At 69.4% G+C, this 11647-nt stretch carries 13 protein-coding genes; 8 read left to right on the top strand and 5 right to left on the bottom strand.

Features of this window, described 5'->3' with window-relative positions:
* Positions 1-62: 62 nt before the first annotated feature.
* The 3 genes from AB0K15_RS30630 to AB0K15_RS30620 all read right to left on the bottom strand — a co-directional run bounded on the left by AB0K15_RS30630 (position 63) and on the right by AB0K15_RS30620 (position 3266).
* Positions 63-1274, bottom strand: a complete 1212-nt coding sequence (locus AB0K15_RS30630; RefSeq protein WP_364058032.1) for a monodechloroaminopyrrolnitrin synthase PrnB family protein — start codon at positions 1272-1274, stop codon at positions 63-65.
* A 22-nt stretch (positions 1275-1296) separates the two neighbouring features.
* Positions 1297-1695, bottom strand: a complete 399-nt coding sequence (locus AB0K15_RS30625) for a DUF742 domain-containing protein (protein ID WP_364058029.1) — start codon at positions 1693-1695, stop codon at positions 1297-1299.
* A 170-nt stretch (positions 1696-1865) separates the two neighbouring features.
* A complete protein-coding gene (locus AB0K15_RS30620; protein WP_364058026.1) occupies positions 1866-3266 on the bottom strand; it encodes a sugar porter family MFS transporter in 1401 nt (466 codons plus the stop codon).
* Between the two features lie 358 nt (positions 3267-3624).
* Here AB0K15_RS30620 and AB0K15_RS30615 point away from each other — a divergent pair, with 358 nt between their 5' ends.
* From AB0K15_RS30615 to AB0K15_RS30605, 3 genes are all read left to right on the top strand, one after another.
* Positions 3625-3924 (top strand): type VII secretion target, encoded by a 300-nt coding sequence (locus AB0K15_RS30615; RefSeq protein WP_364058023.1) that lies wholly within the window; start codon positions 3625-3627, stop codon positions 3922-3924.
* The gene (locus AB0K15_RS30610; protein WP_364058020.1) at positions 3921-5507 is read left to right on the top strand and encodes an alpha/beta hydrolase; all 1587 of its coding nucleotides are present in this window, start codon (positions 3921-3923) and stop codon (positions 5505-5507) included. The genes AB0K15_RS30615 and AB0K15_RS30610 overlap by 4 nt, the downstream gene beginning before the upstream one ends.
* A 71-nt stretch (positions 5508-5578) precedes the next feature.
* Positions 5579-6124, top strand: a complete 546-nt coding sequence (locus AB0K15_RS30605) for a hypothetical protein (RefSeq protein ID WP_364058017.1) — start codon at positions 5579-5581, stop codon at positions 6122-6124.
* Between the two features lies 1 nt (position 6125).
* Here the strand turns inward: AB0K15_RS30605 and AB0K15_RS30600 are convergent, their stop codons facing one another.
* Positions 6126-6896, bottom strand: coding sequence for an SDR family oxidoreductase (locus tag AB0K15_RS30600; RefSeq protein WP_364058014.1), 771 nt, complete (start codon positions 6894-6896; stop codon positions 6126-6128).
* Between the two features lie 85 nt (positions 6897-6981).
* Between AB0K15_RS30600 and AB0K15_RS30595 the strand changes: the two genes are divergently transcribed.
* From AB0K15_RS30595 to AB0K15_RS30585, 3 genes are all read left to right on the top strand, one after another.
* A complete protein-coding gene (locus tag AB0K15_RS30595; RefSeq protein ID WP_364058011.1) occupies positions 6982-7575 on the top strand; it encodes a TetR/AcrR family transcriptional regulator in 594 nt (197 codons plus the stop codon).
* A 44-nt stretch (positions 7576-7619) separates the two neighbouring features.
* Positions 7620-7934, top strand: coding sequence for a metalloregulator ArsR/SmtB family transcription factor (locus tag AB0K15_RS30590; RefSeq protein WP_364058008.1), 315 nt, complete (start codon positions 7620-7622; stop codon positions 7932-7934).
* 68 nt (positions 7935-8002) lie between these two features.
* Positions 8003-8890: a TIGR03620 family F420-dependent LLM class oxidoreductase gene (locus AB0K15_RS30585; RefSeq protein ID WP_364058005.1), complete on the top strand. Its 888-nt coding sequence runs from the start codon at positions 8003-8005 to the stop codon at positions 8888-8890.
* Positions 8891-9453: 563 nt separating this feature from the next.
* Here the strand turns inward: AB0K15_RS30585 and AB0K15_RS30580 are convergent.
* Positions 9454-10014, bottom strand: coding sequence for a YceI family protein (locus AB0K15_RS30580; RefSeq protein ID WP_364058002.1), 561 nt, complete (start codon positions 10012-10014; stop codon positions 9454-9456).
* A 109-nt stretch (positions 10015-10123) separates the two neighbouring features.
* On the opposite strand from AB0K15_RS30580, the gene AB0K15_RS30575 reads away from it, so the two are divergent.
* Together AB0K15_RS30575 and AB0K15_RS30570 are read left to right on the top strand one after the other, a co-directional pair.
* Complete coding sequence (locus AB0K15_RS30575) at positions 10124-10603, top strand: MarR family transcriptional regulator (protein ID WP_364057999.1); 480 nt, start codon at positions 10124-10126, stop codon at positions 10601-10603.
* Positions 10604-10631: 28 nt separating this feature from the next.
* Positions 10632-11624, top strand: coding sequence for a glutathione S-transferase C-terminal domain-containing protein (locus AB0K15_RS30570; RefSeq protein WP_364057996.1), 993 nt, complete (start codon positions 10632-10634; stop codon positions 11622-11624).
* Positions 11625-11647: the final 23 nt, after the last annotated feature.

Genomic DNA, 11647 nt, shown 5'->3' with positions numbered 1-11647 from the left:
GCTTCACTTCCCTTTCGTCGATCGGGATCAACGGTGGGAAAGTCGCCGCCGGACCTGCGGAGTTACTCGGCCGATGCGGTGAGTGACGCAGGGTGGCCGTCACCGGTTCCGGCCGAAACCAGTTCCCGGAGCCGGTCGAGGTCTTTTCGAGCGGACGGTTTTCCGGGCCGGTCGCGCGCCGAACGCAGATCCGCCAGGTACGAAAGACCGGAAACCACGACCTCCAATGGCGGACCGCTCGCGGTGAGCTCCGAAATCCGTTCCGGCGGCGCCGTTTTCGCGGGTTCGACGAGGAACGGCAAAACGAGCTTGTGGTGGTGATAGGTGTACGCGGCACCGTGGGCGCGGCACACCGCGAGGAACAGTTCCGCGTTCCGGCTCAGCTGCGGGTCCGGCGAAGTCTCGGCTTCCCGGAGGAATCGCGTGAGCAGTGATTCCTCGTCGCGGATCGCCCGCAGCCGCACCTGGTCCTCGGGGGTCACGTACGGGTTCTTCTCCACCACCACGTTCTGGTAGAAGGGATCCCGTGTGGTCACCAGTCCCAGCAGGACGTCGAGCTCGTTGATCGCGGAGAAGTCACCGGCGTTCGCGCCGCGGTATTCGGCGTTGCCCACGCGGTACGTTTTGAAATACGGCCGCACGTTGAAGAAGAACCGCTCCACGTCCAGCGTCTTCGAGAGCGTCCGGTTGAACTGCAGCACGTCTTCCAGCGCCGCCCGCGCCGTCTCCAGCAAATACGCCGAAAGCGGGCTCGACACCCCGATCGGAACGACGCGGCGAACGGCCTCGGCCGCGCGTTGGTAAGCGAAGACGGCCAGCCCGTTGTTGGTCAGGAAAACAGCCTCGTCCTCGAGTGAAGTGAAGGTCTGGAACTGTCCGCCACTGGCCGGGTTGTACATCGCCTGGTGCGCGAAAACGAATCGCGGCGCCACACCCAGCGAGGACCCGAGCAACGATGCCAGCGCCCAGGCGGACGACAGCTGCCCGGCACCCGGCGCAACCGATTCGTGCCTCCGGCAGGCAGCGAGGTGGTAGCCCACCATCCCGAGAAGCTGGTACTTCTCCCGCTCTACCACGGGTAGCGCGCCCTCGTCGAGGATGCGGCCGATCAGGTGGTGGCCTTCGGCGACGATGGCGCGCTTGAGCTCGTCCAGCTCGGGACGGCCGTCGAGGACCTCGCGCCGCTCGGCGAAGTACGCCTCTTCCAGCGGGGTGTTGTACTCGACGAACTCGTTCCTGATCCACCGGTCGAACCGGGCCACGGAAGTCGTCACCGCGCCGAGGATATCCGCGGTGCTACAGCCGGTCGAGCCCGCCGAGCATGCGGCCGAGCACCTGTGTGCGGGCTTGGGCGTCGTACGCGCCGACCGGCGGGTGGGCGTAGAGCAGCTCTTCGCCGACCAGTTCCTCGACGAGCTCGCGCGCGGTGCCGATCGAGAGGTTGAGGTACGCCGACAGCTCGGCGACCGACACCGTGGACACGCACAGCTCGCACGCGCTGCCGTAGGGCTCCCGCAGCAAGCGGCTCAGCCGGCGGCCCAGCTCGGTGGTCGAGACCAGTGTCTCCAGCGCGAGCTCCTGGCTGACGGGCGCGGGTGTGCTGGTGCGCGCGTACGGCCGCACGAGCGGCAGGTCGCCGGGTTCGGCGGGATCGGACACGCGGTGCCGGCCCGGTGTCCCGTCCGGCTCGGTCATGCCGCCACCTCCTCACGCTCTGGTGGCAGTACAGCACCGTGATCACCGTCGTGCCAACTCCGCGCGGCAAATTCTGTCCGAAGTGGACCTGAAGCGGACCTGAAGACGACGGCGGCCGGGGGGGGGGGGGGGCCCCCCCCCCCCCCCCCCGGCCGTCCGGGTGGAGGTGATCAGGCCGCTTCGGCCTTGGCGCGCGCCTTGTGGCGCCCGCGCAGGTCGAGCTCGATCTGCTCGAGCGTGCGGCCCTTGGTCTCGGGGACCAGCCACTTGGTGAGGCCGAACAGCACGACGTTGATCCCCGCGAACAGGAACATCGAACCGCCGAGCCCCAGCGCCCCGGGATCGGAGATGATCGGGAAGATCGCGCTGATGATGCCGGTGGCGGCCCACAGCACCACACTGCTGATGCCCATGCCCGCCGCGCGGACCTTGAGCGGGAACACCTCGGCCATCATGACCCACACGACCGCGCCCCAGCCGAGCTCGTAGCCCACCAGGTAGAGCACCATCGCGACGAGCATCAGGATGCCCTTGGTGGTCACGTCGTCCACCTCGATCACGATGAACCCGGCCGCGACGAGCGTGATGACCATGAGCACGTTGCCGATCAGCAGCAGCGGCTTGCGGCCCCAGCGGTCGACGACGAACACCACCCACGCGGTGAACAGGAACTTCGTGACACCCAGCAGCACACCGGACAGCAGCGCCGCCTGGGTGGCGAAGCCGAGGCCGATCAGCATGGTCGGGAAGTACGCGTTGACCGCGTTGACACCGCTGAACTGCTGGCCGACGGCGAGCAGCAGAGCCACGATCAGCATCGGGCGCACCATCGGCGCCCACAGGTCGCGGAAGCGCGTCTTGGCCGATTCGGTGTCGAGGCGGATGACCTCGCGGATGGTGCTGATCTCCTCGTCGACGTTCACCGAGGTGCCGTGCGAGCTCTTGAGCACCGAGCGCGCCTGCTCCTCCTGGCCGTTGGCGACCAGCCACCGCGGCGTCTCGGGCAGGAAGATCAGGCCCACGAGCAGGATCACGGCCGGCACGACGGCGCCGGCGAACATCAGCCGCCAGTTGCCGGACGGGCCGAGGCCGTAGCTCACGAGGAACGCGATCAGGATGCCGAGCACGATGAAGATCTGGTTGAGCGCACCCATGGCACCGCGCTGGCGGGCCGGGGCCAGCTCGGACAGATAGGTCGGCACCGTGGACGAGGACAGTCCGATGCCGACGCCGATCACGAGCCGCGAGATGATCAGCAGCGCGAAGCTCGGCGACGCGCTCGCCGCGATCGTGCCGATGATGACGATGACCGCGGCCACCATGATCGTGCGACGCCGGCCCACCTTCTCGTTCATCCGCGAGGAGAAGATGGCACCGATGATCGCGCCGACCGACAGGCTGGCGGTGATCACGCCCTTGTCCCACCCGGTCAGGTTCCAGGTCTTGCCGATGAACGGCAGCACACCCGAAATGACACCGAGGTCGTAACCGAACAGGATGCCGCCGAGGGCACCGAAGAAGTACAACGTGGTCCTGTTGATGGGCCGCCGCGCCGCGGCTGTCTGTGTCATAACCGAGCCGTCTCTTTCCGGTGCTGGCCGGCCGGTGCGGTTCGCCGGTGGGGACCAGCGCCGTCGGCCGAACATGGTGGGTCTCGAATAGCCGGTTTTTCCCTGGCAGGGCGCCGGACGCGTTCCGGCGAACTTCGCCGTACACCGTCACACGCGGCCCATCCGTGGGCAATACACCGGCTGATAACTATTCAGTCACGTGACTGGCATTCACATATGTGGACAAGGTAAGTGCGAAAGTGCGCAGGTCAGGCGCAGTGGTACAGACAATCCGGATTTCCGGGGTTGTCTCGGAACCGCGCGCATACGCCGTTCGTCGTACGGTGTCGTCTGGTCACCTGGGGAAGACGAGGTACGCATGGGTGCGGGGTTCGAAGTCGTTCCGGCGACGGTGAGCGAGGCGGCGGGGCACGCCCACCGCGCGGCCGCGACCGTGCGTCCGGTGGACCTGGCCGGCCCGCTCAGCGGGATCGCGACCGGAATGCCGGGCGGCACGAGCGTGACCGCGGCGGCGCAGCTGAGCGATGTCTGGCACGAGGCCGTGCCGCAGTGGGCGACCGACACGGACGCGTACGGCGAGCAGCTCGACGACGCCGCGCGCGGCTACCGCGGCACCGAGCAGCAGGCCGCGGACGACGTGAACGGGGCGGGCCGGTGATCACCTGGGGCGATGTGCGGAGCTGGAACGCCGGGGCGATCGGCACGGTGGCCGATCTGCTGAACCAACGCTGCGAGCAGCTCCTGGCCGCCGACGGCGACGTCGAAGGCATGTCTCGCCTCGACGGCTGGACCGGTGACGCCGCGACAGCCGCGCGGGCTCGGGGCACCGCGTTGACCACGAGGCTCGAACAGCTCGTGGCCGAGGCTTCGGCCGTTCGACGTGGGGCACACGAGACGCAGCTGGCCGTGGAACGGATCACCGCCGACGTCCGCGACACCGACGATTTGGCTTCGCACAACGGGTTCGCGATCGACGACGGCGGCTGGGTCACCACCGTGCCGGGTCCGGGAGCGGCACCCGACGAGCGGATCCGGGTCGAGCTCACCGACCGGGTCGAGCTCACCGACCGGATCGAGCAGATCCTGCGCCAGGCCACCGACGTCGACGCCGATTTCGCCGGCATCCTCACGCGTGCCGCGCGCGGCGAGATCACCGACCAGGGCGCCACAACGCTCGCGCAGGCGGCCGACGCCGGCACCGCCCAGAGCGGCCTGTCGACCATCGGCCCGCCGCAGGGTGGCACGCCCGGCGACAACCGCGCGTGGTGGGACAGCCTGTCGGCCACGGCGCAGGGCACGATCCTGCGCGACAACCCAGACCTCGTGCGCAACCTCGACGGCGTCCCGGTGAAGGACCGCGACGCCGCCAACCGCGTTGTCCTGCAACGGGAAATGACCCGGCTGCGGAACGATCCGAGTGACGACGCCAAGGCGAAGCTGCGCGGGCTCACCGATATCGACAACCGCCTGAACGCCACCGGCCCCGGCAAACCGCAGGCGTACCTGGTCCAGCTCGACACCAGCGGCGACGGCAAAGCCGTGGTCGCCGCGGGAAATCCCGACACCGCAACGGATGTCGCGACGTACGTGCCCGGCACCGGCAGTGAGCTCTCGAAGATCGGCGGCGACCTCGGGCGCTCGGACAAGATGTGGCAGTCGGCGACGATGGCGGGCTCGCCCTCGCCGTCCGTGATCACCTGGGTCGGCTACGACGCGCCGGACGAACTGTGGGACGCGGCCGGCGAAAGCTATGCCGACCACGGAAAAGCCGACCTCTCGAAGTTCGAGGAAGGCGTGCGCGCGTCGCACGACGGCGCGCCTTCGCACAACACCGTGCTCGGCCACAGCTACGGCACCACCGTGGTCGGCCACGCCGCGCGCGACGGTGGCCTCGACGCCGACGAGCTCGTGTTCGTCGCGAGCCCGGGCGTCGGCGTCGACCACGCCAACCAGCTGCACCTCGACGGCGTGCCGCAGGACCAGGTGGCGCAGCACGTGCACTCCACCGTCGCCGAGCACGACATGATCAAGATCACCAACGTCGGCGTCGCCGGCCACGACCCGCTGGGCCCGAGTCCGACGGGCTCGGACTTCGGCGGCCAGGTCTTCGACTCCGCACCCGGCACCAAGGGCCCGTGGTACGAGGGCGGGCTTTCCGGTGCGGCGCACAGCCAGTACTGGGAGGACAACAACCCCTCGCTGCGCAGCTTCGGCCGCATCATCGCGGGGAAGCCGGGGTGAGCGCCCGTCGCGTCCTCGTCGCGCTGACTGTCCTGCTGACCTGCGTCGCCTGCTCCCCCGGAGGTGGGGCCATGGAAACCACGATGACCGAGAAACAAGCCCACGACCGGGTCGAGGACTACGTGCGCGCCGCGTTCGAGGCGTTGCCGGGCAAGCCGTCGCGCACGTTGTTCTCGCAGAACCGCTCCGAGTGCACCGACCCGACCGACGACGGCCCGCGCGGACGGTTCGAGATCTCGGTGACCTACGAGATCACCGGCGTGCAGGTGGCGGCGTTCGGCGAGCACTTCGACGCCGTGGTCACCTGGTGGCGGGCGCACGGCTTCACCGTCGTCACCGATCGGCGGCCGGCCGACCAGTACGTGTTCGCGCGCAACGCTTCCGACAGCTTCGACATGTCGATCCAGGCCAACGAGCTCGGCAAGCTGTACCTGGGGGCGACCTCGCCGTGCGTGTGGCCGAACGGGGTGCCGGAAGCCGCGGGGGAGCCTCCGGAAACCGTCGTTGCCGCGGCGCCTGAGCCTGAGCCGAAACCGCAGCCGCGTCCTCGGCGTGCGGCGGTGGACGACGAGGACTTCGGCGAGACGAACTGGTCGGACGGCGGCACGGCCTTCTGACTCAGGCGGACCGCACGGCCGAATAACCACCGTCGACGCTGAGCGTGGTGCCGTGGATGTTCAGCGCGTCGTCGCTCGCCAGGAACAGCACGGCGTTCGCGATCTCCTCCGGCCGGCTCGCGCGGCGCGAGGGGACGGTCGCCAGCATCGGCCGCAGGTGCTCGAGCGCTTCGTCCGCACCCGCGATGCGCTCGGTGAGCGTGGGCCCGGGCGCGACGGTGTTCACGCGCACGCCCGACGGTCCGTACTCGGCGGCCCACGACTTGGTCAGCGAGTGCACGGCGGCCTTCGTGGTGCTGTAGAGGGCGGAGCCGGCCATGCCGTCGAGGCCGTTGATGGAGCCGAGGTTCACGATCGCGCCGCTGCCGCGCGCGGTCATGCCCGGTGCGAGCAGGCCGGTGAGCAGCATGGGCGCCTTGATGTTCACGGCGAGCCCGGCGTCGATGAGCTCTTCGGCCAGATCGACGGTGGGCGACGGCCAGATCAGCAGGGCGGCGTTGTTGACGAGGATGTCGAGCGCCCCGCCGGCTGCCCCTTCGGCGGCTTCGGCGAGCTCGCGCACGGCGGCGCCGGTGGTGAGGTCGGCACGCAGGAACGTGGCGCGGCCGCCTTCTTCGGCGATGCCGGCGGTCACCTTCTCGCCGCGTTCGGCATCGCGCCCGCTCACCAGCACGTGAGCGCCCTCGGCGGCGAACGCGCGCGCGATGGCGACGCCGATCCCGCCCGTCGAGCCGGTGACGAGTGCGGTGCGGCCTTCGAAACGTGAGTTCACGGTGGGTCTTCCTTTCCCGGGATGGACTGGCGGGTTCAACCGTGCCCGCGCTAAATTGGACCGGCAAGTCCAGAAAGGTGTACCCGTGACCCAGACACTCACCGCCAAGGGCGCCGCCACCCGGCAGCGCATCGTCGAGGGCGCTGCCGAGGAGATCCGCGAACGCGGTGTGTTCGACACCACGCTCGACGACGTCCGGGCGCGGACCGGCACCAGCAAAAGCCAGCTGTTCCACTACTTCCCGGACGGCAAGGAGCAGCTGTTGCTGGCCGTCGCCGAGTTCGAGGCCGAGTGCGTGCTGGGTTCGCAGCAGCCCTACCTCGGCGCGCTGCACACGTGGGAGGCGTGGCAGTCGTGGCGCGACACCGTGGTGGCGCACTACACCGAGCAGGGGCAGTTCTGCCCGCTCAACGTCGTGATGTCGCAGGTGGGCCGCAGCACCCCGGGTGCGCAGGCGGTGTCGACGCGGCTGGTGGAGCGCTGGCTCGCCGAGCTCGCCGCGGGCATCCGCCACCTGCAGGCGGCCGGCGAGGTCGGGGCGTCGGTCGACCCCTCGCGGGCGGCGTCGGCGCTGCTGGCCGGACTGCAGGGTGGCGTGGTGATGCTGCTGTCCACGGGGTCCTCGGCGCACCTGGAGGCCGCGCTGGACATGGCGATCGAGAGCCTGCGGCGGAGCTAGTTTCGGATCGGGATACCGCGAAACGTGCGCGGTATCCTGGGGTTGTGGAAACAGTCGCGGATCCCGAGGTCGTCCGGGCGTTGCGCGCGCTGGCCAACCCCGTGCGGCTGCAGCTGCTCGCCTGGCTGCGCGAGCCCGCGCGGCACTTCCCGCTCGACGGCGGCGTGCTCGACGTCGGTGTGTGCGTGAGCCACATCCAGGCGAAGGCGGGCCTGGCGCAGTCGACGGTGTCGGCGTACCTCGCGGAGCTGGAGCGCGCGGGCCTGGTGCGGTCCACGCGGGTGGGGAAGTGGACGCACTACCGGCGCGACGAGGAGCGGATCGCCTCGCTGGTTTCCGTGCTGGGGCGGACGTTGTAGGTCTCGTGTGGGTTCGGCCGGCGCTTCCTGGTTGCGCTTCATATCGTAATTCTGCGATACTTCGATGTGTGACTCGACGAGATGCCGTGGACGGGCTGGGGAAGTTCGGGATCTGGACGTTCGACTTCGAACACCAGCCCGCTGGTTTGATGCGAGATTCAGTGCAGGAGCTGGAAGAACAGGGCTGGCGCGCGATCTGGGTCCCGGAGCTGCTGGGCCGCGAAGCCCTGACGCACGCGGGTTTCCTGCTCGCCGCGACTTCGCGGATGCACGTCGTCAACGGCATCGCGCAGATCTGGTCCCGCCAGGCGCGGTGGACCCAAGGCGCCGCCCACCTGCTCGCCGACGCCTATCCCGGCCGCCACGTCCTCGGCCTCGGCTACGGCGGCGCTTCCCGGCCGGACGTCAAGCCGCTGGCCGCCATGGCCGCGTACCTCGACGAGATGGACGCCGTGGAAAGCCCGAACCCCGCTCCAGCGTCGCCGATCCGCCGCATCCTGGCCGCTTACGGACCCAAGATGCTGGAACTGGCCCGCGACCGCGCTTCCGGCGCCCACGCCTACCACGTCACCGTCGACCACACCGCGCAAGCACGCGAGATCCTCGGCCCCGAAGCCTTCCTGGGCGTCGAGCACGCCGTCCTCTTCGAACGCGATCCCTCGACGGCCCGCGCCACCGCGCGGGACCACCTCGCGCGCTACCTGACGTCGAAGTACAACGTCGCCAAGTTCCGCCGCCTCGGCTACTCCGAAGCCGAAATCTCCCACGGCGGCTCCGACCGCCTCATCGACGCGCTCGTCTTCTGGGGCGACGTCGACACCGTCGCGGACAAGCTCCGCGGCCACCTCGACGCCGGTGCCGACCACGTCGGCATCCAGGTCATCGGCGCCCCACCGGGCACCTCGGCGATGCCACACTGGCGCCGCCTCGGCGAGGTGCTGTTGCCGGAGAACTGAGCCCAGAAACGCCGACGGGCCGGCTCGCCGCGGTCGCGCGAGCGGGGTGCTTGCCTCACTTGGCTACGGCGTTGCTCACTTCGCCTCGACGGTAAGGGCAAGGGACCGATCGCCGTCCGGGTGCGGCGCGGTCCGGCCTCGCCCCGCGGCCGAGGGTGCTGACTGCACCGGTGCAGCCTCGGCCATGCCTCTGCCTCTGCCTCGGCGAGGTGCTGCTGCCGGACAACTGGGCTCGAAACGTCAGCGGGCCGGCTCGTCGCCGTTGCACATGTCGCGGTGAGCTGCGCTCGGCGGGCGGCCGGCGCGAATCGGTGGGCAGCCCCCTTTGGCGCGCCCGGCACCTGCTGTGGGAGGACTCCCCCGCAGGGGCCGATGGGCCACCTCATCGCCGTTGCGGGCGCCGTGTCGAGCGGCCTCGTCCCGCGGGTCACTCCGCCGCCACCTCGGTCGCGGCACTGGCGTCCACGCCGAAACGGCCCCGGAGAGGCCGACGGGCCGGCTCATCGACCGAAGTCGGTGAGCCGGCCCTGCGCGACCCGGTTACCCGGGGTCTGAGACGAGGTTCAGGCGTTCTTGATCGCCGAGACCTCGAACTCGAGGGTGACCTTGTCGGACACCAGCACGCCGCCGGTCTCGAGCGCGGCGTTCCAGGTGATGCCGTAGTCCTTGCGGGAGATGGTGGTGGAGCCCTCGAAGCCGACACGGTCGTTGCCGAACGGGTCCTTCGCCGAGCCCTCGAACTCGAAGGGGATGGTGATGGACTTGGCAACGCCCTTGATGGTGAGGTCGCCGGTCACGTCAAAGCTGGTGTCGCCGGTCTGGGTGATGCCGGTGGACACGAAGGTGATCTGCGGGTACTCGTCCATCGAGAGGAAGTCGTTGCCGCGGATGTGCCCGTCGCGGTCGGCGTTGCGGGTGTCGATGCTGTGCGCCTGGATGGTGACCTTGGCGGTCGAGTTCGCCGGGTTCTCACCGTCGACGGTGAAGGCGCCGTCGAACTCGTTGAACGCGCCGCGGACCTTCGTCACCATCGCGTGGCGGGCGACGAAGCCGATGCGGCTGTGGGCGGCGTCGATCGTGTACTCGCCGGTCAGCTGGGGGTAAGTGGTGGTCGCGCTGGTCATGGGATCTCTTCCTTCGGGTTCGCTCCCCCAACCACTTGGTTGAGGGCTCAACAAGACTCTAGCCCACATAACCTGATTGCGCGAGCAAGTATTCCGGTAGACTGCCCATATGGTGGACAGAGTGCCGTTGAGCAGGGAAGAAGAGGCCGTGTGGCGGCCCTTGACGCGGATCATCACCGTGTTGCCGCGCGTGCTGGAAGACCACTTCGTGAACGAGACCGGCATCTCGATGACGGACTACACCGTGCTCGTGTCCCTGTCGGAGGCCGAGGAGGGGTGGCTGCGGCTGTCCGACCTGGCCAAGGCCACGGCGCTCTCGCTCAGCCGCATCAGCCGCGTCGTCGACAGCCTGGTCAAGCGCGGCCTGGTGGAGAAGGTCAAGTGCGAGAGCGACGGCCGCGCGGCCAACGCGTCGCTCACCGAATCGGGCCGTTCGAAGCTCGCGGGGGCCTACCCGGGGCACCTCGCGCGCGTACGGTCACACCTGTTCGACCACCTGACCCCCGAAGAGATCCGCGGCGCGGGCCCGATCCTCGCGCGGGTGGCCGCGGCGCTGGAGCCGGACGGCGCCCAGCCGTGTCCCGAGTGACCTGCAACCCTTCGACGAAAGTGGTGACATGACCGCCGACAAGGGCGAGTTCAAGCGCGACCAGAACTACCTCGCCGACCGCATCACCGCCGACGGCCGCGACGGCTGGCCGGTGGAGCCCGGCCGCTACCGCCTGGTGATCGCCCGCGCCTGCCCGTGGGCCAACCGCGCGTCGATCGTGCGCCGGCTGCTGGGCCTCGAGGACGTGCTGTCCATGGGCATCTGCGGGCCGACGCACGACCAGCGCAGCTGGACGTTCGACCTCGACCCCGGCGGGCGTGACCCGGTGCTGGGCATCGAGCGCCTGCAGGAGGCCTTCTTCAAGCGCGACCCGCAGTACCCGCGCGGCATCACGGTGCCGGCGATCGTCGACGTGCCCACCGGCCAGGTCGTGACCAACGACTTCAAGCAGATGACGCTCGACCTGTCGCTGGAATGGCGCGCCTACCACCGCGAAGGCGCACCCGACCTGTACCCGGAACCCCTGCGTGACGAGATCGACGACGTCGCCGACAAGGTGTTCCACGACGTGAACAACGGCGTCTACAAGGCCGGTTTCGCCGGCTCGCAGGAGGCGTACGAGAAGGCGTACAACGCGCTCTTCGCCCGGCTCGACTGGCTGTCCGAGCGCCTCGCGACCCAGCGCTACCTCGTCGGCGACACCATCACCGAGGCCGACGTGCGCCTGTTTACCACGCTCGTCCGCTTCGACGCGGTGTACCACGGCCACTTCAAGTGCAACCGCGAGAAGCTCACCGAGATGCCGGTGCTCTGGGCATACACGCGCGACCTGTTCCAGACTCCCGGCTTCGGCGACACGATCGACTTCGACCAGGTCAAGGAGCACTACTACGTGGTGCACCGCTCCATCAACCCGACCGGCATCATCCCCGCCGGACCCGACCTGTCGGGCTGGCTGACGCCGCACGGCCGCGAGGAGCTGGGCGGCCGGCCGTTCGGCGACGGAACCCCGCCGGGACCGCCGATCGAAAGCGAGAAGGTGCCTTCGCCGGCGGCGTGACGCGTTCGCCACTGCTGGGCCCA

It is taken from the genome of Amycolatopsis sp. NPDC049253, assembly GCF_040678995.1.
In the GTDB taxonomy this organism is placed as follows: Bacteria; Actinomycetota; Actinomycetes; order Mycobacteriales; family Pseudonocardiaceae; genus Amycolatopsis.
The sequence above is the reverse complement of the archived record's forward strand: the minus strand, read 5'-3'. Positions and strand labels throughout refer to the sequence as shown.

Coding starts and splice junctions, on each gene's coding strand:
- AB0K15_RS30580 (WP_364058002.1), bottom strand. CDS start 10,014: ATGACCAGCGCGACCACCACTTACCCCCAGCTGACCGGCGAGTACACG.
- AB0K15_RS30575 (WP_364057999.1), top strand. CDS start 10,124: ATGGTGGACAGAGTGCCGTTGAGCAGGGAAGAAGAGGCCGTGTGGCGG.
- AB0K15_RS30620 (WP_364058026.1), bottom strand. CDS start 3,266: ATGACACAGACAGCCGCGGCGCGGCGGCCCATCAACAGGACCACGTTG.
- AB0K15_RS30570 (WP_364057996.1), top strand. CDS start 10,632: ATGACCGCCGACAAGGGCGAGTTCAAGCGCGACCAGAACTACCTCGCC.
- AB0K15_RS30615 (WP_364058023.1), top strand. CDS start 3,625: ATGGGTGCGGGGTTCGAAGTCGTTCCGGCGACGGTGAGCGAGGCGGCG.
- AB0K15_RS30625 (WP_364058029.1), bottom strand. CDS start 1,695: ATGACCGAGCCGGACGGGACACCGGGCCGGCACCGCGTGTCCGATCCC.
- AB0K15_RS30605 (WP_364058017.1), top strand. CDS start 5,579: ATGGAAACCACGATGACCGAGAAACAAGCCCACGACCGGGTCGAGGAC.